An 18,632-nucleotide genomic window follows, 5' to 3' on the forward strand; every position below is an offset into this window, starting at 1 on the left:
TGGTCCAAAGTCACAAACCGTTCTCGAAATTTTTGCGTTTTTACTAATATCAACCAATGCGGCTGGTACTAAATAACTATTCATTCCCTGGGATGAAAATTCCTTTCTTTCGACATTGGCGGGAGCCTTTTTTTTATCGAGTATATATTTATTTTTATGACAAATAATTTACTTTTTATAGGTAGAAAGACTTATCAATGAACAAATGGTTCATTACTATAATGTTATAACGAACAAGCACATCTGCTAAATAAGGTAATTGTCGGAATTTCTTTGTAGAGTAAAGTGTTTTAACTAACAATAAACATCCGAAGTTTATTATTTTTTGATTTATTTAGTAAAATAAATGATGGTATAGTAGATGTTTCATTACATAAGTAGCTTCTAAAGTAAAAGGATGGAAATAATGACAAAAACGAGTTCTTATATTAAAGAGTGGCAGCAGGCACTACAAAATGAAATTGTATTTTTAAAGAAATATGGGAGTAACAAATACCGAGTAACAAATGGCAGGCTGGTATCAAGTGATGGTTCGTTTACCTATTATTTTGACACTGCTTTCTCATTGAAAATTCCAGTAGGTTCCTCGATAACACTTGTTTGGGGTGGTCTTAAGCAGGGAGGACGTACCCTTTCCTCCGAAGGGAAAGGTATAATTATACAATTAGAACAAACATTAAGTGATTTAATCCCTGAGGCATATATTTATCACGATCCTTGGGAGCTCCTTGAACAGCTTATTGAGCGGTTAGAGGAGATTAGTAAAAGTAAGAAAAAACGAGTAAGAGTTCATCGATTAATGAATCCATCAATGCCTGCTAAGCATCCGATTGATAAGATAAAAAGCAATATTCATGAGGTGCTATTAAGGTCAAAGTACAATCCTGTTACCTTTGTGTGGGGACCACCAGGAACAGGGAAAACCTATACCCTTGCACGTGTTGCTGCTAATAAATATTTTCAAGACAAAACAGTCCTTATTCTTTCACACAGTAATCAAGCGGTGGATGTATTAATTAGTGAAATCTCAGCTTTTCTTAAAAAGAAGGAACGCTTTCGCGAGGGAGATGTGCTGCGTTACGGCTTTAATACAGCCGTAGCCGAAGGAACCCAGGAAGCCCTCACAACTAGTCAGCTATTACAAAAAAAAGAACCCAGTCTTGCTGAAGATAAAGACCGATTAATAGAAGAAAGAAAAAATATAAAACTGGATCTTGCTCGTTCCTTTAGTAGAAGGGACTCCAATCAACTATTGGAACTAGAGAAAAAAATTGCAAGAGTGCTTGAAAAAATTCGCCAAAAGGAAATGGAGTTTGTAAAGGCTGCGTTTGTGGTAGGATCAACACTTGCTAAAGCAGCTAGTGATCCTGCCATTTATGGAAAGGAATTTGATGTCGTCATTCTTGACGAAGCAAGTATGGCGTATGTGCCACAGGCGGCATTTGCAGCTTCTCTTGGAAAAAGAGTCATTATTTGCGGTGATTTTAAACAATTGCCGCCTATTGCCTCATCAAGAGACACACTTGTTACGAAGTGGATGAAAGAAGACATATTTCATCGAGCAGGTGTTGCAGATTGGGTAGAGTCGGGAAAACTTCATCCACATTTATTTTTATTAAAGGAACAGCGAAGAATGCACCCCGATATTTCTGCCTTTACCAATAGATACATTTATCATTCTTTAGTTGGTGATCATGACAGTGTACGGATGAGCAGAAATGCGATAGTAGAACAAGCACCTTTTCCAGGACGAGCTGCTATTCTGTTAGATACGAGTTATATGGGCGCATTTTGTTTGAATGAAAAAACGTCTAATTCTAGGTCCAATCTTTGGCAGGCACTGATTTCATTTCAATTAATTCATGAATCCTATTTAGGCGGCTCTAGGTCAATCGGATATGTGACACCCTACCGGGCACAAGCAAATATAGTGGATCTCTTGTTACAAGACTTATATGAAAAAGAACGGTTGTCAGCAGATATAATCTCTGCAACTGTACACCGTTTTCAAGGCAGTGAGAGGGATGTCATGATCTTTGATACAGTTGATTCCGATCCACAGGATCGCGTCGGAATGCTATTAACGGGAAAGGATAGCGAACGGCTTATTAATGTTGCCATTACGAGAACGAAGGGAAAATTCATTCATGTCTGTAATCATGCCTTTATCCGCAGGCATGTCTATAATAGGAAGACCCTAAGAATGCTTGTAGAACATCAAGAAAAACAGCAACAAAGTGTAAGGACGAAGGATATTGGAACCTGGATAAAAAATCAACTCCCTAGATTAATGTGGATCCATGCATTAAAGAAAGAACAGGTAATAAAGGATTTAAATCATGCTCGTTCTTCAATCGTTATGTCTTTACCTGTCCATATTCAGTTACCGGAGGATTTGAAATACTCGTTAGCTGGCCGTAATCTGTCCGTGGAGTTAACAGTTATTTCAGAGAAAGCATGGCCCGAATTAAAACCAAATATCTGGCAGGAAACAGGCTGGAATTGCCCTTTCATTATGATTGATCAGCAAATTTTATGGCTAGGTCAGCCGTTAGAGAGAGGAAAAGGAATTCAACCTCCCTATATTGCCGTTAGGTTAGACTCAGAAAAGATATGTGAGTATTTGAACGAACAGTTTTAATCAAATTAGTTCCAAATGGAAAATAAAATTTAAATTTTCAATCAACTAGCTTGACAATTCGTCGTTTTCTATAGATAATCAAATAAATTGGAAATCGAAAATGGTATGGGATTAGTAAACTTGGGAACGTGTTAGAGAATGAAACTCAAAGGCTGAAAGGTTTCTCACGGGAAAAAGATTGAACCTGCCCTATTAAGCTGCTTATGCAAACATAAGCCGTTCTCCCACGTTACGGGTTAAAGAGGATGCATTGCATCAATTAAGGTGGTACCGCGGAAACGATTTTTCCGTCCTTTTTTAAGGACAGAAAAATTGTTTTTTTATTTTTCAAAAGACAGGAGCAAGAGTAGGATGAAGAAACAACTCGTGGTAGTAAAAATTGGGAGCAGCTCGCTAACCACAGCCTCAGGGATCATATCCGAAGAGAAAATTCGGGATCATATCGAGGCCATTGCTTATTTAAAACAGCTAGGTCACGATGTCATCTTGATTTCTTCTGGTGCAGTAGCCGCAGGATTTGGAGCGTTAGGCTACCCAGCTAGGCCAAAGAGTTTAGCCGGAAAGCAAGCTGCTGCTGCAGTAGGACAGGGATTATTAATGCAGCATTATAATACAGCATTTAAAGATTTTGCTATTGTTCCTGCCCAAATTTTATTAACGAGGGAGGATTTTTATAGCCTTGAACGGTTTCATAACCTATTCAATACGATAACAGAGCTCCTTCAAAGAGGAGTTATACCGATTATCAATGAAAACGATTCAGTTGCAATTGAGGAATTGACTTTTGGTGACAATGATATGCTGTCAGCTCTCGTGAGTGGTTTTCTTCATGCAAATGCCTTAATTATTTTAACAGATATAAATGGGTTATATAATGGGAACCCGAAAGTGGTAAAGGATGCAAAGAAAATTGACTTTATTCCAAGAGTGACAGATGAGTTCCTTGAAGCTGCAGGAGACAGTGGTTCCTCTGTTGGAACTGGGGGAATGAAATCCAAGCTTCTAGCAGCGAAAAAAGCACTATCATTCGGTGTTAGTGTTTTTGTTGGAAGAGGTCAAGGGAAAGAGAAGCTTTCTCGTATACTAGAGGGCAGTGGGGATGGTACCTATATTGGAGGACCTTTCCAAACTCAAATGCAAAAGAAAAAGCAATGGATTGCTTTCCACTCCCAACCGGCGGGTGTAGTTGAAATTGATGCAGGAGCAGAAGATGCCATTCTCACAAACGGAAAGAGTCTTCTTCCTGTGGGGGTTACGAAGGTTATCGGTGATTTTAATGCGATGGATGTTGTCGAGGTTCACAATCAAAATGGTGAATTAATTGGTAAGGGACAAATCTATTATTCTTCCAAAAATTTACAAATGGTAAAAGGGTTACCTGGTGAGAAGACGAAAAATTTTTCAATAAATAAACGTGCGGAAGTGATTCATCGTAATAACTGGGTCAGTCTGCCAGAGGAGTGAAGTTGAATATGAGTGAATTACTAGAAAAAGCCCAAAAACTAAGGTCAGCATCTAAGGTACTTGCTATCTTATCAACTGAAGAGAAGAATGAAGCTTTATTGAAGATGGCTGACGCCTTATTAAGTGAAAAAGAGTTCATTTTAAATGAAAATAAAAAAGACATTCGAGCAGGTGAAGAAAAAGGTTTCATTCCATCTTTATTGGACAGGTTAATGCTTACCGAGGAGAGGATTGAACAAATTGTTGAGGGGATTCGCCAGTTAGTCAAACTTGAGGATCCAATTGGTGAAATCATTGAAGCGTGGGAGCGCCCAAATGGTTTACAGATTCATACTGTTCGCGTTCCACTTGGTGTGATTGGCATGGTATATGAGGCTCGTCCGAATGTCACTGTAGATGCTGGAAGTCTTTGTTTAAAAGCCGGAAATGCTGTTCTATTAAGAGGCAGTACCTCTGCTCTTCATTCTAATAAAGCACTTGTACATGTTATGCGTGAGGCTCTTAGAGATAGTAAAATACCAGCAGATGCCGTACAGCTTCTTGAGGATACGAGCAGGGAGACAGCTTCACAAATGTTTAAACTGAATCAATATTTAGATGTGCTGATCCCCCGCGGCGGCGCTGGATTAATTCAGTCCGTTATCGAAAATGCAACCGTACCAGTTCTCGAAACAGGTGTTGGTAATTGTCATGTATTCATAGATGAAACAGCAGAAAAGAAAATGGGTATTGAAATTGCCTTAAATGCAAAATTACATCGACCATCAGTATGTAATGCCGCTGAAACTTTGTTGATTCATAAGAATTGGCCTTATGTTTCTGAGGTCATGCATGCATTACAGGATCAGGGAGTTGAGCTAAGAGGCGATGAATTGTTGTCTTTAGAGTATTCTTTTATCAAGGTAGCTTCTGAAAAAGATTGGTATACTGAATTTCTAGCACCTATACTATCGGTGAAACTAGTTAACGACGTAAAGGAAGCAATTGATCATATCGATCAATATGGCACCAAACACTCTGAAGCCATTATCAGTGAGAATAACGAAAATGTCCGGATTTTCTTCCAGGCTGTGGATGCAGCTGTTGTTTATCATAATGCTTCTACCCGTTTTACGGATGGTGAGCAATTTGGCTACGGTGCTGAAATAGGTATAAGTACACAAAAATTACATGCTCGTGGACCAATGGGGCTGAAGGCAATAACGACCTCAAAAGCGATTGTTCAAGGAACAGGGCAGATTCGTTCTTAATTTATATACTAAAAGTGTGTGAGGACAAGAAATTTCTTGTTCTCATTTTTTTACGTTATTTAAGTGAGTGTCCCAAAAAGTAAAGGTATCTGTTATAATAGTATACAAACATACATTCTCATATGGAAGCAGGTGATATTCTTGACAAATACCATTCAAATAGCGGTTAGATCGCTGGTGGAACATGTATATAGCAGTGGCAGTATAGATTCAAAATTCCGGTCACAGTCCACGCTTTTAGATGGAACGAGAATTCACCAAAAAATCCAAAAAACATATCAAGAATCGGATCAAAAGGAAGTCTATCTTCGAACTGACTATTCTTTTAAAGACCTGATTTTTACGATTGATGGAAGGTGCGATGGATTATTATTTCGTGACGAAGAGGTAACTATTGACGAAATAAAATCTACTTCCCAGCCGTTAGAGCAACTTGAAGGTGATGGTCATCTAGTCCATTGGGCTCAAGCTAAAATGTACGCCTACATTTATGCTAAGTACCAACAGATACAGGAGATTTTTGTACAATTGACCTATGTACAAGTGGAAACCGATGAGAAAAAATATATAAGGAAAAGTTTTACCTATAAAGAACTAGAGGTTTTTGTTCATGAGGTGGTAGAAAACTATTATCCCTATGCAAAATTACTATATGATCATCGAAAAGAAAGAAATGAAAGCAGCAAACAATTAGAATTTCCGTTTGAAACATACCGCGCCGGCCAAAGGAGACTAGCTGGTGTGGTATATAAGACCATATCAGAGGAGAAAAGTTTGTTTGTTAAAGCTCCAACCGGTATCGGAAAAACAATCTCTACCCTTTTCCCGGCTGTGAAAGCGTTTGGAGAAGGATACCTAAATCGGATTTTTTATCTTACCGCAAAAACGATAACGAGGACTACGGCCGAAGATGCAGCTTCCAAAATGCGTTCCTGCGGTCTTTGTTTGAAGTCGGTTACGATTACAGCTAAGGATAAGGTTTGTTTTAAGGAAGAAACAAAATGTCAGAAGGAGTATTGTGAGTTTGCGAATGGTTATTATGATCGTGTAAATGGAGCTATTTTAGATATAGTGGCTAATGAATACTGTATGAATCGTGAAGTGATCGAAAAATATGCCCGCAAACATACCATATGTCCTTTTGAGTTTTCGATTGATCTTGCTTATGTAGCCGACACCATCATTTGTGATTACAATTATATTTTTGACCCTCGGGTATCGTTAAAGCGATTGTTTGAGGAGCAAAAGAAGACTACACTTTTACTAATCGATGAGGCGCATAATCTTGTTGACCGCGGACGAGAGATGTTTTCTGCAGCGCTAAACAAAGATCCTTTTCTTCAATTGAAAAAGGAGTTTAAAGGTGTCGACAAAGTGATTTATGAGAGTGCTGCTAAAATAAATGCATGGTTTATATCTTTGAAAAAGGAAACAGTAGAGCAAAATGAATTTACCTTGGAGGTGCTAGATGAAGAATTGATATTGCTTTTAACCCAATTTATTGAAGGGGCCGAATCTTTTCTTCATAAAGATTCCTCTCCAAATCTGCTGGAACTATACTTTAAGGTAAATGCCTTCCTGAAAATACACGATTTACTTGATGATCACTTTATAATCTATGGTGAGAAAATTAAGAATGATATATCCCTTAAGCTGTTTTGTATCGACCCATCAAAACTGCTTCAAAAAATGGGAAAGGGCTACCGCTCAAAAGTATTTTTTTCAGCCACTCTTTCTCCACTGCCCTATTATCAGGATATTCTTGGCGGCAAAGAGGAGGACTATTTGCTGTCTATACCATCTCCATTTAAAGAGGAACAAACAGATATTTTTATCAAACCGCTGTCAACCAGATATCGGGATCGTGAAAGTACAAAGGAGAAAATCGTTACATTGGTTCATTCCTTGATTCAAAATCGGCCTGGAAACTATTTAATCTTTTTCCCTTCCTATCACTATTTACTTACGGTATATGATTTGTTTGTAAACGAATTTCCGAAGGTTAGGACCTTGCTTCAGGGTGCAGGTATGTCAGAATTGGAGAGAGAAGAATTCTTGGAGCAATTCAAACCGAGTCAAAATGAAACGTTAATAGGTTTTGCTGTGCTAGGCGGTGTTTTTTCAGAAGGTGTTGATTTAAAGGGTGACCGCTTAAATGGTGTCGTTGTGATAGGAGTAGGGCTTCCGCAGCTGTGCTATGAAAGAAATCTGATTAAAGATCATTTTACTATGAAGGATAAAAACGGCTATGATTACGCCTATGTGTATCCCGGTATGAATAAGGTTTTACAAGCAGGCGGCAGATTAATACGGTCAGAAGAGGATCACGGGACGATTGTACTCGTAGATGATCGATTTTTGCACCGACAGTATCAAAGTCTCCTTCCGCTAGAATGGAGAAATTTCATCGTCATTTAAATTAGATTGAATGGTCTAATCTGATGGTAGTTTGACTAATTACTCTAAAATCAATAAAATTAGATAATATAATCTAATTTTTGAGGAGGGGTATGGTATGAACCATCCTATTTCAATTTTTATACTTGATGTTAGCAACTCTTCATCTTCTGATAAGGGTGAGGAGTTAACAAATTACTTAGATGAAATGGTTAACTGGATTCATGATTGGACTGAGTGTATAGAACATTGCAAAGTGAAGCATCGAGCAGGCGATGAAATTATCTTCGTTGGTTATGGGTATTCGACTGCCTATATTCTTGCATTTTTTATTAGCAGGATATGGAAATTCAAAGACCATACGCCATACTTTGGTTTGTCTTTTGGTGATAGTGATAAAGAGTTAGAGGAAGTCGATATTGAAAAGTGGATTCACCCATTAATAAAGCAGGCAAGGTATGCCAATGATTTATTGAAACAGGAACAGGAAAGACCGCTATTTAAATTTGAGCTTGATCAATTTAATCAAAATACTTCGTTTTTTCCATATAATCAGTTTCGAAATGAGTTTGAGGTTTTAATCAATTCCTTACTACGTTTACAGATGAGTATGATGAAAGAACAAACCCTTATTCAGGAACAGGTTTTTACCTATTACTTCATATTGGAGCAGCAAAAAGCGGTAGCCGTTTTGCTTGGAAAAACTGCACCGACCATCTCAAGTCATTATAAAAAAGGGAAATCGGAAGAAATCATAAAGGTTTTTACTGAATTGGTCACAATTCTAAATTCGCTGCAGGAAAAATCTTATAAGGATAAACTTGAAAAAACGAATAGTGAATCTTTGATGGATTCCATTCGAAAACATTTGAAAGTAAATCATATTAAGTAATTACCTGATTGAGAGGAGTATCCATGCTATTATTATGCCTTATTCTCGCCCATCTCATTGCTGATTTTTATTTACAGACTGATGAAATGGTCGTAGATAAGATGAAAAATATTAAGAAACATATCGGACACCATTTTCTTGTAAATATACTTGTGCTGACTGTTTTTTACCTTTTTTCTTTTAAAGAAATGGGTGTTTATTCTGGCCTTATTTTCCCGTTGCTCTTTATTGTGAGCAGCCATTTTATTATCGATATCCTGAAAATAAAGCTCCTTGATACTATAAAAATAAGCAATGAAGAAAACTTAAAAAGAGCCAGTTTCTTCATTATTGATCAGATGGTACATATTGTATTGATTCTACTTGCAGGACAGTTGTTTTTAGGAGTTAAGCTTTCAGGCATCTCTGATTTTTTTCTAAATGGGAAAGAATTAGGAACTGTAAACTCGGTTTTGTTTATAGGCATTGTTATTATTCTTGCAACAAGTGTAAGCGGGCACATGATAAAGATCCTTTTAGGCTCACTGCCTAATCAGCTTTTAACCTTTGAAGGAAAATATACATTTAAAAATGAACGGCATGAAGCTGACTATGCAAAGAATCATACCGGTAATAGAGCATTGACCGAGGAATACAATTATACGATTTTTAGCAAACATGATCTCTCCCGGGGGAGATTAATTGGATATATTGAGAGATTACTAGTCTTAGTGTTAACTTTTTACAGCGCTTATCCAGCGATTGGATTTATCGTTGCTGCTAAATCAATTGCACGTTTCAAACAAATGGATGACCGGAACTGGGCAGAGTATTTTCTATTGGGTACTCTTACATCCATGTTCATTGGAATAACACTTGGGATTCTGCTAAGGGAAGTGTTGACATAGACACCATTGATTGAAATAACAGTGGTGTTTTTTTTGTGGTTTGTATTTAATATGTCATAATAAGAAAGAGGAGGGATGTATGATGCGTTTAAAAGGTAAGAAAGTAGTTAGTCTTGTCCATCATGAATTTGAAGATCTTGAATTATGGTACCCCATTCTAAGACTAAGAGAAGAAGGGGCAGTTGTTCATTTAGCGGGTGAGAAGGCTGAGGAAGAGTACATAGGAAAATATGGAGTGCCAGCAAAATCTGATTACTCCTATAGCGATATTAAAGGTGAGAATTATGATGCCATTTTGGTGCCGGGCGGCTGGGCTCCAGATAAGATACGCCGCTTTCCGGAAGTCCTCTCCCTGCTTCAACATTTCGAAGAAAATCAAAAGCCAATTGGGCAGATCTGCCATGCTGGCTGGGTCCTAATTTCTGCAAAGATTTTGCAGGGGAAGAAAGTCACGAGTACACCTGGAATTAAGGATGATATGGAAAATGCTGGTGCGACTTGGTATGATGAACCGGTTGTTGTCGACGGGCACCTTGTTTCAAGCAGACGCCCGCCAGATCTTCCAGACTATATGCGAGAGTTTATAAAAGTAATTGAGCAAAAATAAGTTGCTAGTCAGTATAATTTGCGGCTTATTGAGAAATACTTTTTGATTAGGACTAAATTTTTTTATGTGAGGAGAATGTAACATGGCGAATATTGAAGTAGGCGAAGTATTTACAATTAGTGATGAGAACGAGCAAGAGCAGGAAGTAGAGGTTCTGGCTTCTATCAATATAGAAGGTACTAATTATGTTGCGGTAGGTTTTGTTGAAGATATTCAAGAGGAAACCGAAGATGATATTGATATTTTCTTCTTAAAAGTAGATAAAGATGGAGACTTTTCAGCAATCGAAAGTGATGAAGAGTTTGATAAAGTGTCGGCTGCTTTTGAAGAGATTATGGATGAGGAAGAAGAGTAGTTAAAAAATGGTGTAGAAGAAAAGTTTCTTCTACACCTTTAATTACATTGATTGATTAGCATTTTTGTCCTTTTGTGCTTCAATATAAGTAATAAAATCCTGAAAATCCCCAATAAAGAAAGTATGAAATTCTATTGTCCCATCATTTGTACTAAATGGTACACCAACTAATGTGATTCCTTCCGTAGGTTGAATAACTTCAATTCCACTAGCTCCATACCATTTATAGCCATCTTTTTTTAGCCTCATTCTCTCATTTTTAAATACATTTGATTTTAAAAGGTCTGCAACAATCATATTACGTTCAGAACCAGTTAGTGGTAAAAGTTCATGGCAAGTACAGTTTTCATCATCTGGCTCTTCATCCTGTACTAGTGGCGGTGGTCCTAAATAGATAACATTTTCCGCAGCAAATACCGATTTCTCAGCACCAGCAAACATCAATAAAACAATTAAACTACTTAATAAAAGGGTTACTATTTTCTTCATTCACTTTCCTCCTTCTTTTGGTCTAGTTATATATTCCTTTATTTCTCGACATTTTCCTGCAAACATTTTGAATAAATTGCGACAATTATAGGAAATCTTGTTAATTTTGCTTTATTTATTAGTTTTTATATACCCTTGTGTAAGGTTAACTACACTTTTAAGTAAAAGAAAGCCTCGCAGGGAACTCTCTGCAAGGTTACTTAATAAAGCGTTTAATTTGTTTTAACGCGTCTTTCCGATTTGGATATCGAAATGGTAGATCGAACGTAGTTGTTTGTTTTAAGATACTTTTTTGGTGCGAGAAGACATCAAAACTTCCTCTACCATGATAGGCCCCAATCCCACTGTCTCCAACTCCGCCAAATGGAAGGTAGGGAGAACTAAGGTGCATAACGGTATCGTTAATACATCCCCCGCCAAAAGAAATAGAATTAAGGATCGTTCCTTGAAATTCATTGCTTTGAGAGAAAATATATAGTGCCAATGGTTTTGGGTTTTCGTTTATTTTACCTACCATCGTATTTGCATCGTCATATTCAAGAATAGGTAGAATGGGGCCGAAAATTTCCTCTTGCATCACAGGGTCTTCCCAATTGACTCCTCCAAGTACGGTAGGCTCAATCGTTAATGTATCGATAGAATAATTGCCACCATGAAGGATTTCTCCACTTGAAAGTAAGTTAATAACACGGTTAAAATGCCGTTCACTCACAATCCTAGTGAACTCTTGGTTTTTTATGATTTCCTCATAAAGGTCCTTGATACTTTCTGTGAGTATCTTTATGAATTCATCCTTAACATCCCGATGAACATATAAATAATCAGGTGCGACACATGTTTGACCAGCATTGATAAACTTGCCCCAAGCTATTCGTTTGGCTGCTAGTTTGATATTCGCATCATGATGGACAATACAAGGACTTTTTCCTCCCAATTCGAGCGTAACAGGAGTTAAATGTTTGGCTGCTGCTTCCATAATTAACTTACCTACCGCAACACTACCGGTAAAAAAGATATAATCGAATTTTTCTTTTAACAAGGTTTGAGTAGTTTCAGCATCGCCCTGGACAACAGAAATGTACTCAGCAGGGAATGTTTTACTGATAAGCTCAGCCATAAGCTTTGACGTTTCTGGTGTTAGTTCTGATGGTTTAAGGATGGCACAATTTCCGGCAGCAATTGCTCCAATGAGTGGTGCAATCGCTAATTGCAGAGGATAATTCCATGGAGAAATAATCAATACCACACCATACGGTTCAGAATAAATATAGCCTTTTGAGCCCATTTGGGTGAAGGCAGTTTTTACTTTACGTGGTGCTGTCCAATTTTTAATGTGTTTAAGAGTAAAGCGGATTTCCTCTAATACAATCCCCAATTCGGTAATATACGTGTCAAAATCACTTTTATTCAAATCGCTTTTAAGAGCAGCCATCAGCTCTGTTTCATGTGAACGGATCATGTTTCCTAATAATGTTAAAGCTTCTATTCTGTAGGTAACATCTTTGGTTTTGCCCGATTGAAAGAAATCCCGCTGTCTATTAAGTAATTCACTAGAAATTTCCATTCTCACACCTCCACACGATAAGAATATTTTACCACATCTTATTTTAATCAGTAGAATTTGAAATAGGCCGTAATGGAATAATTTTGTATGAATAATAATTATCGGAGAATACTATGATTAAATATTAGTGAAGGAGACATGAAATGCAAATCGAAACCGGTATGAAATATCAAATTTCTCAAAATATCAAGGGGAATTTTAATTCAGCAGATACCCTAACAATAACGACTAATAATGGGATAACCGTTCAATTTACACTTGAAGATGGAAAAGGATACGGTTCTATGCCGATCGATCATTTAAATTATTTATTAAAAAGGTCCAATTTAACACCATCTACTACAAATAAAAGAGTGCTGTTAAGTCCAGAAAATGAAGAAAAAATTGGATAAATAAAGCCTTCCTTGAATGCCAAGGAGGGCTTATTTATTTCTCGTTTGTGATCATTTTTAACAAATAACGAGCGTAGGTATCTGATATTTCCTCCGCGCTTTGAGGACCATTCTGGTCATACCATTCTTGAATCCAGTTAAGAGCTCCTAAAATGATTAGCCGCACCATTCTCACGTCCACATTTTCAAAAGCATTTATTTCAATGCCTTCCAGAATAATTCTGTCAAAATACAGTGAGTAACTTTTTCTCAGTTCAAGAATTTCCTTTAGTTGATCTTCCGAAAAATTATGATTCGGTTTTGTTAGTGCCATAAACATTGATTTCTCACGTGTTGCAAGAAGAATATGTTCTTTAATCGCGTGCCTTAGTTTTTCAATTGGGGTGGAATCACTATTAACCACTTTCTCAATGCCATCAAGGCAGAGTTCCATAATCATCAAATGGCATTGATACAGTAAGTCATCTTTATTTTTAAAATAATAATACATCGACCCTTTTGTCATAAGCAGCTTGGCAGCGATTTCTTCCATTGTAGTTCCTTGGTAGCCTTTTTCAACAAGAATAGCTGCTGCAGAGCGAAGGATTTCCTGCTTCTTTTTAGCCATTTTCTGAGCTCTAAAAGATGACATATTTCAAACCTCCTACCTCTATGAACTCTAAATCTTCCTATCTATTTGAACAATTAGAAATTTTTTTACTCTTTGTTTAAATATAGGACAACGGTTTAGGAAAATCAACGGGAATATAGTGGAGATCGATTAATTTTTTAAATCAGTGTTCAAAAAATAAATCAATTGTAAAATTTTAAGAAAATTGTTATTATTAACACAATAATAACATCTTTTGGAAACTGGGATATTGATTGAATAGGAGCGGGAAATATGAGAATACAAGATTCTATTGCATTGGTAACTGGAGGCGCTTCTGGTCTTGGAGAGGCAACTGTCCGAAATATTGTAAAAAATGGCGGTAAAGCAGCTATACTTGACCTCTCTGAAGAAAGAGGGACAAAGTTAGCCGAAGAATTAGGGGAGAATGCTGTTTTTTACAAGTCAAATGTAACAAGTGAAGAAGATGTACAACATGCTATTGATAGAGCTATAGCCCAATTTGGGAAAATCAATACAGTAGTGAACTGTGCAGGTATTGCAATTGCAGAAAAAACAGTTGGCAAGGGCAGCAATGCACATAGTTTTGATAGTTTTAAAAAAGTGATAGAAATCAATTTAATTGGCACATTTAACGTGATTCGCCTTGCTGCAGCCCAAATGGTAAATAATGAGCCGAATCAGGAAGGGGAAAGAGGGGTTATCATTAATACGGCCTCAGTTGCGGCATTTGATGGTCAAATCGGCCAGGCAGCATACAGTGCCTCAAAAGGCGGAGTTGCAGGTATGACTTTGCCTATCGCCCGCGATTTAGCGAAATCCGGGATTCGTGTTATGACCATTGCTCCAGGGATCATCGAAACACCTTTATTTGCATCTTTATCTGAGCAAGCAAAAGCAGCCTTAGAATCACAGGTTCCATTTCCATCCAGGCTTGGACGACCTTCTGAATATGCACAATTAACCCAGTCCATCATTGAAAATGTCATGTTGAATGGAGAGACCATCCGTTTAGATGGTGCCATTCGTATGCCTCCGAGATAATCCAAAACAAGGAAAAAATATATTTAAAATTAGGAGGAAAGAAAATGCGTGAAGTTGTGATTGTAGAGGGTGTTCGTACACCAGTTGGTAAAAGAAAAGGGCTGCTCGGTACTGTACGCCCAGATGAATTAGCTGCAAAAGTCCTAAAAGAATTAGTAAATCGTGCTGGGATTTCACCGGGAATCGTGCAAGACGTAATCTTGGGGTGTGTTTCACAGGTAGAAGAACAAGGTATGAATATTGCCCGTACTGCTGCCTTGATAGCGGATTTTCCAATACATGTTCCAGCAACCACATTAGATCGTCAATGCGGTTCAGGTCAGCAGGCCATCCATTTTGCATCTCAAGCCATACTTAGCGGCGATATGGATATTGTCATCGCAGGCGGTGTTGAGAGTATGACTCGGGTTCCACTGGGGTCTACTAGTCAACATTCAAAATTAAGCGAAGAGCTTACTTCGCGTTATGAAATCATTCATCAAGGCTTGTCAGCAGAAAGAATTGCGGATGAATGGGGATTTACGCGCACCAAATTAGATGAATTTTCAGTAGAAAGTCATAATCGCGCCCTACTTGCTCAAGAAGAAGGCAGATTTGATAGAGAAATCATGCCATTAGAAGTAACATTGGAGGATGGCACTACGGTTGTTGTGAAACAGGATGAAGGTCCGCGAAAAGGGTCTACAGTTGAAAAATTAGCCACTCTAAAGACAGTCTTTAAAGAAGACGGGAAAATTCATGCTGGAAATGCTAGTCAAATGAGTGATGGAGCAGCGGCAGTTCTCTTAATGTCTTGGGAAAAAGCAGAGGAACTGGGAATTAAACCACGTTTCCGAATTGTTGCCCGTTCGGTAACTGGCTCTGACCCGACGTTAATGTTGACAGGTCCAATTGAAGCAACTAGGCAGGTATTAGTGAAAGCAGGATTAACTATTGATGACATCGACACATACGAAGTGAACGAAGCTTTTGCACCAGTACCAATGTGCTGGTTGGAGGAAATTAAGGCTGACCCTAAGAAATTGAATCCTAATGGTGGAGCTATTGCACTAGGACACCCTCTGGGAGCTACAGGTGCAAAATTAATGATTTCTATGATGCACGAATTAGAAAGAACGGGCGGTCGTTATGGACTGCAGGCTATTTGTGAAGGCGGTGGTATGGCCAACGGAACGATTATTGAAAGAATCAGTGAATAGGTAAGAACGCGGGAATAAGCAGGAAAAACAATCATTTTGCTGATTATTATTTTTTACAAGATTACTAGAGAGGAGCAACGCGAATTGCTTAATGAGATAGGTGTGACGCAAGTAACCATCCCACTGCCTTTTCGATTAAATCATGTTAATTGCTTTTTAGCAGAAGGGGAAAGAGGGTGGACGATTATCGATGCAGGATTAAATAATGAAGTATCTAGAGACATTTGGAGACCCATCATCGAAAAACATGATATTAAGGATATCATCATTACCCATTATCACCCTGACCATTTTGGATATGCCGGAACACTTCAAAAACTTACAAATGCAGAGGTTTGGATGACGGAAATCGATGCAGAGGCTGGTTTATCCTATTGGGAGCCAGAGTCACTTACGATTGTAAATAAGAACTACGAAACCTGCGGGTTACCCGAGAATCTATCAGTGGTGTTAACTACAGACGAAAGAAGTTTTAATCTCCAGGTAAAACCATACCCAACCATCCACCATTACATGGAAGAAGGCATGAAAATTGTTTTTGGTGATTATGAATATGAAGTTATTTTTACACCGGGGCATTCAGATGGGTTAATCACCTTATTTAACAAAGACAAAAGTATCTTATTTTCAACCGATCATATTTTACCAAGAATTTCTCCTAATATTTCATACTGGTTCCGAGGCAATCGAAATCCATTACAAGCTTTTTTTACTTCATTAGAAAAAATTAAATTATTGGATGTAGATTTTGTCATTCCTTCCCATGGGAAGCCGTTTAGAAATGCAAATCAAAGAATAGAAGAATTATTGGAACATCATCATGAACGATTAGAGCAGACTTATGATTACATTAAACAGCCTGCGACCATCTATGAAGTTAACACCAAGCTTTTTAAGAATCTGAATATCCATGAAACTCGATTTGCAGTTGGTGAAACACTCGCCCATTTGGAGTATTTATATTTAAACAACCAATGTCAAAAATCCATTAAGGATGGAACATGGTATTATGAGTGCATTTAGGTAGAAGGGTATCCCACGTGGGCACCCTTCATCTTTTTTTACATTATTATATTTCTCTGTTGGTATATACAGCAATTAATACAACCGCGTGGCAATCTCCAATATTCTTTACAGAATGAGGTACACTTGCATTCCAGCTGAAGGAGTCACCTTGTTCTAAGATAGCAGAATCTTCCCCTTGCTCTGCCAGCACTTTTCCTTCTAGTACCAAATGACATTCTTCCCCTTCATGGGCGTGGGCGTCACCAATCGAAGCACCAGGGGGAAATTCTACACTTCGCAAACTTAATCCACCCATCGAAGAAATGTGCTCAATATTCAATTTGTTAAAAGTTGTCATTGTTCGATTATCTTTTCGAACTACGCGTAAATGTTGTTTTTTTTCTAATAATAAATAGGGAAGAGGAACCTCTAAATAGCTGGCAATGGTTTGCAGCGTATTGATGGAAGGTGAGGTGTTATTATTTTCAACATTGCTGATAAATCCTTTTGAAAGACCTGTACCTTCACACATTTGTGCGATTGTGATTTTTTTTCGATTTCTAATTGCACGAATTTTTGAGCCGATATCCAGTTTTATCACCCTTTATAGTTTCCTAATATAGAACATATTTATATATTAGCAAAAAAATGATTGACAATCCATAAGATCTCTTGTTATCTTATAAACAACAAATGTTCATATTTGAAAACATTTAATAAAAAGAAAGGATGAATAGTATATGAATGCACCGATGATATATGAGCTCCGTCGTCCGAATCAGATTGACCCTGATAAAAAATATCCTGCGTTGTTTATCATGCATGGAATTGGCAGTAATGAGCAAAACATGCTGTCGTTGGTTAGCGGGTTAGAAGAACAGTTTTACATTTTCAGTATTCGCGGTCATCTCTCACAACCACCAGGATTTGCCTATTTCACAATTCAAGGGTACGGCAAACCCCATCGGGAAGTGTTCGATGAAGGCGTAAATAAGCTTACAGGCTTTATTGACTATGCTTGCGAAAAGTATCCGCTAGATACTTCAAATTTATACTTGTTAGGTTTTAGTCAAGGTGCCATTTTATCCATGACCCTTGGGTTAACATTAGGAAATAAAATTAAAGGTATTGTTGCTTTAAGTGGTTATATTCCTGCCTTCGTCAAAGAAGAATACACAATTAAACCTGTAGATGAGGTATCCTTATTTATTTCTCATGGAGAAATGGATCAAGTTCTTCCTTTTGAATGGGGAGTTGCCAATAACGAATATTTTCGCCAATTAGGTGCTAACGTTACTTTTAACACCTATCAAGAAGGACATAGTGTTTCCTTAAAAAATCTGCAGGATTTTACAAACTGGTTATTACAAGACTTAGAAAAATAATTTATTAATGGAGAGGAAGAAAATGATGAAAAAAATAGAGGTAAGCACATTAATTTTACGATTAGTATTAGGAGTTACATTTTTTGTCCATGGGTTAGTAAAATTCCAGGGCGGTATTGAAAATATCGTAGGCTGGTTCGATGCCATAGGCTTACCAGGCGGCCTGGCTTATGCAGTTGCTTTGTTAGAAATAGTTGGTGGAATTGCATTAGTAGTTGGATTAGGAAGTAGAATTGTATCAGCATTATTTGTGCTATTAATGATTGGAGCAACTATCAAAGGGAAATTAGCTATTGGCTTTTTGGGAGATGGTCAAGGTGCTGGTTGGGAATTAGATTTAGCATTACTTGTAATGGCATTATTTATTGCTATTAATGGCAGCAAAATGTTTGCTTTAGATAAATTTGTTTCCAAAGGACAAAAGAATCAGACTCAATCACTCTAATTCAGG

18 protein-coding genes are annotated in these 18,632 nt (G+C 37.6%); 14 read left to right on the plus strand and 4 right to left on the minus strand.

The window, feature by feature from the left end:
• Positions 1-406: 406 nt before the first annotated feature.
• The 8 genes from V7108_RS21485 (at position 407) to V7108_RS21520 (ending at position 10,493) form a co-directional block, all read left to right on the plus strand.
• Positions 407-2,641 (plus strand): DEAD/DEAH box helicase, encoded by a 2,235-nt coding sequence (locus V7108_RS21485; protein ID WP_335520106.1) that lies wholly within the window; start codon positions 407-409, stop codon positions 2,639-2,641.
• A gap of 351 nt (positions 2,642-2,992) precedes the next feature.
• Positions 2,993-4,105, plus strand: a complete 1,113-nt coding sequence (proB, locus tag V7108_RS21490; protein WP_335520102.1) for a glutamate 5-kinase — start codon at positions 2,993-2,995, stop codon at positions 4,103-4,105.
• 8 nt (positions 4,106-4,113) lie between these two features.
• The gene (locus V7108_RS21495; protein ID WP_335520099.1) at positions 4,114-5,355 is read left to right on the plus strand and encodes a glutamate-5-semialdehyde dehydrogenase; all 1,242 of its coding nucleotides are present in this window, start codon (positions 4,114-4,116) and stop codon (positions 5,353-5,355) included.
• 141 nt (positions 5,356-5,496) lie between these two features.
• Entirely contained in the window at positions 5,497-7,773 is a 2,277-nt protein-coding gene (locus tag V7108_RS21500; RefSeq protein ID WP_335520096.1) for an ATP-dependent DNA helicase, read from the plus strand.
• 97 nt (positions 7,774-7,870) lie between these two features.
• On the plus strand, positions 7,871-8,644 hold the full coding sequence (locus V7108_RS21505) for a hypothetical protein (protein ID WP_335520094.1): 774 nt from the start codon (positions 7,871-7,873) through the stop codon (positions 8,642-8,644).
• A 23-nt stretch (positions 8,645-8,667) separates the two neighbouring features.
• Entirely contained in the window at positions 8,668-9,531 is an 864-nt protein-coding gene (locus tag V7108_RS21510) for a DUF3307 domain-containing protein (RefSeq protein ID WP_335520092.1), read from the plus strand.
• 82 nt (positions 9,532-9,613) lie between these two features.
• Positions 9,614-10,138 carry a type 1 glutamine amidotransferase domain-containing protein gene (locus tag V7108_RS21515; protein WP_335520090.1) on the plus strand — a complete coding sequence of 175 codons (525 nt, stop codon included), beginning with the start codon at positions 9,614-9,616 and terminating at the stop codon, positions 10,136-10,138.
• An 82-nt stretch (positions 10,139-10,220) separates the two neighbouring features.
• Entirely contained in the window at positions 10,221-10,493 is a 273-nt protein-coding gene (locus tag V7108_RS21520; RefSeq protein WP_335569359.1) for a DUF1292 domain-containing protein, read from the plus strand.
• A 42-nt stretch (positions 10,494-10,535) separates the two neighbouring features.
• Here the strand turns inward: V7108_RS21520 and V7108_RS21525 are convergent, their stop codons facing one another.
• Together V7108_RS21525 and V7108_RS21530 are read right to left on the minus strand one after the other, a co-directional pair.
• Positions 10,536-10,982 (minus strand): hypothetical protein, encoded by a 447-nt coding sequence (locus tag V7108_RS21525; protein ID WP_335520051.1) that lies wholly within the window; start codon positions 10,980-10,982, stop codon positions 10,536-10,538.
• 196 nt (positions 10,983-11,178) lie between these two features.
• Positions 11,179-12,546: an aldehyde dehydrogenase gene (locus V7108_RS21530; protein ID WP_335520052.1), complete on the minus strand. Its 1,368-nt coding sequence runs from the start codon at positions 12,544-12,546 to the stop codon at positions 11,179-11,181.
• 143 nt (positions 12,547-12,689) lie between these two features.
• Between V7108_RS21530 and V7108_RS21535 the strand changes: the two genes are divergently transcribed.
• On the plus strand, positions 12,690-12,938 hold the full coding sequence (locus V7108_RS21535; RefSeq protein WP_335520055.1) for a hypothetical protein: 249 nt from the start codon (positions 12,690-12,692) through the stop codon (positions 12,936-12,938).
• Between the two features lie 34 nt (positions 12,939-12,972).
• Here the strand turns inward: V7108_RS21535 and V7108_RS21540 are convergent, their stop codons facing one another.
• Entirely contained in the window at positions 12,973-13,569 is a 597-nt protein-coding gene (locus V7108_RS21540) for a TetR/AcrR family transcriptional regulator (RefSeq protein WP_335569360.1), read from the minus strand.
• A 252-nt stretch (positions 13,570-13,821) separates the two neighbouring features.
• On the opposite strand from V7108_RS21540, the gene V7108_RS21545 reads away from it, so the two are divergent.
• The 3 genes from V7108_RS21545 to V7108_RS21555 all read left to right on the plus strand — a co-directional run bounded on the left by V7108_RS21545 (position 13,822) and on the right by V7108_RS21555 (position 16,814).
• Positions 13,822-14,592 carry a 3-hydroxyacyl-CoA dehydrogenase gene (locus V7108_RS21545; RefSeq protein ID WP_335520061.1) on the plus strand — a complete coding sequence of 257 codons (771 nt, stop codon included), beginning with the start codon at positions 13,822-13,824 and terminating at the stop codon, positions 14,590-14,592.
• A gap of 44 nt (positions 14,593-14,636) precedes the next feature.
• Positions 14,637-15,791 carry a thiolase family protein gene (locus tag V7108_RS21550; protein WP_335520064.1) on the plus strand — a complete coding sequence of 385 codons (1,155 nt, stop codon included), beginning with the start codon at positions 14,637-14,639 and terminating at the stop codon, positions 15,789-15,791.
• An 84-nt stretch (positions 15,792-15,875) separates the two neighbouring features.
• Complete coding sequence (locus V7108_RS21555) at positions 15,876-16,814, plus strand: MBL fold metallo-hydrolase (RefSeq protein WP_335520067.1); 939 nt, start codon at positions 15,876-15,878, stop codon at positions 16,812-16,814.
• A 46-nt stretch (positions 16,815-16,860) separates the two neighbouring features.
• Here the strand turns inward: V7108_RS21555 and V7108_RS21560 are convergent, their stop codons facing one another.
• Complete coding sequence (locus V7108_RS21560; RefSeq protein WP_335520072.1) at positions 16,861-17,388, minus strand: helix-turn-helix domain-containing protein; 528 nt, start codon at positions 17,386-17,388, stop codon at positions 16,861-16,863.
• A gap of 148 nt (positions 17,389-17,536) precedes the next feature.
• Between V7108_RS21560 and V7108_RS21565 the strand changes: the two genes are divergently transcribed.
• Positions 17,537-18,181 carry an alpha/beta hydrolase gene (locus V7108_RS21565; RefSeq protein WP_335520070.1) on the plus strand — a complete coding sequence of 215 codons (645 nt, stop codon included), beginning with the start codon at positions 17,537-17,539 and terminating at the stop codon, positions 18,179-18,181.
• A 22-nt stretch (positions 18,182-18,203) separates the two neighbouring features.
• Positions 18,204-18,626, plus strand: a complete 423-nt coding sequence (locus V7108_RS21570) for a DoxX family protein (protein WP_335569361.1) — start codon at positions 18,204-18,206, stop codon at positions 18,624-18,626.
• The last annotated feature ends 6 nt before the right edge of the window (positions 18,627-18,632 follow it).

The organism is Neobacillus vireti, assembly GCF_036962345.1.
Lineage (GTDB): Bacteria > Bacillota > Bacilli > Bacillales > Cytobacillaceae > Neobacillus > Neobacillus vireti_A.

What these genes read in the sequence shown, in the direction of transcription:
- proB (WP_335520102.1), top strand. Translation starts at nt 2,993, where the DNA reads ATGAAGAAACAACTCGTGGTAGTAAAAATTGGGAGCAGCTCGCTAACC.
- V7108_RS21485 (WP_335520106.1), top strand. Translation starts at nt 407, where the DNA reads ATGACAAAAACGAGTTCTTATATTAAAGAGTGGCAGCAGGCACTACAA.
- V7108_RS21570 (WP_335569361.1), top strand. Translation starts at nt 18,204, where the DNA reads ATGATGAAAAAAATAGAGGTAAGCACATTAATTTTACGATTAGTATTA.
- V7108_RS21510 (WP_335520092.1), top strand. Translation starts at nt 8,668, where the DNA reads ATGCTATTATTATGCCTTATTCTCGCCCATCTCATTGCTGATTTTTAT.
- V7108_RS21520 (WP_335569359.1), top strand. Translation starts at nt 10,221, where the DNA reads ATGGCGAATATTGAAGTAGGCGAAGTATTTACAATTAGTGATGAGAAC.
- V7108_RS21530 (WP_335520052.1), bottom strand. Translation starts at nt 12,546, where the DNA reads ATGGAAATTTCTAGTGAATTACTTAATAGACAGCGGGATTTCTTTCAA.
- V7108_RS21540 (WP_335569360.1), bottom strand. Translation starts at nt 13,569, where the DNA reads ATGTCATCTTTTAGAGCTCAGAAAATGGCTAAAAAGAAGCAGGAAATC.
- V7108_RS21525 (WP_335520051.1), bottom strand. Translation starts at nt 10,982, where the DNA reads ATGAAGAAAATAGTAACCCTTTTATTAAGTAGTTTAATTGTTTTATTG.
- V7108_RS21550 (WP_335520064.1), top strand. Translation starts at nt 14,637, where the DNA reads ATGCGTGAAGTTGTGATTGTAGAGGGTGTTCGTACACCAGTTGGTAAA.
- V7108_RS21505 (WP_335520094.1), top strand. Translation starts at nt 7,871, where the DNA reads ATGAACCATCCTATTTCAATTTTTATACTTGATGTTAGCAACTCTTCA.
- V7108_RS21545 (WP_335520061.1), top strand. Translation starts at nt 13,822, where the DNA reads ATGAGAATACAAGATTCTATTGCATTGGTAACTGGAGGCGCTTCTGGT.
- V7108_RS21535 (WP_335520055.1), top strand. Translation starts at nt 12,690, where the DNA reads ATGCAAATCGAAACCGGTATGAAATATCAAATTTCTCAAAATATCAAG.
- V7108_RS21515 (WP_335520090.1), top strand. Translation starts at nt 9,614, where the DNA reads ATGCGTTTAAAAGGTAAGAAAGTAGTTAGTCTTGTCCATCATGAATTT.
- V7108_RS21565 (WP_335520070.1), top strand. Translation starts at nt 17,537, where the DNA reads ATGAATGCACCGATGATATATGAGCTCCGTCGTCCGAATCAGATTGAC.
- V7108_RS21495 (WP_335520099.1), top strand. Translation starts at nt 4,114, where the DNA reads ATGAGTGAATTACTAGAAAAAGCCCAAAAACTAAGGTCAGCATCTAAG.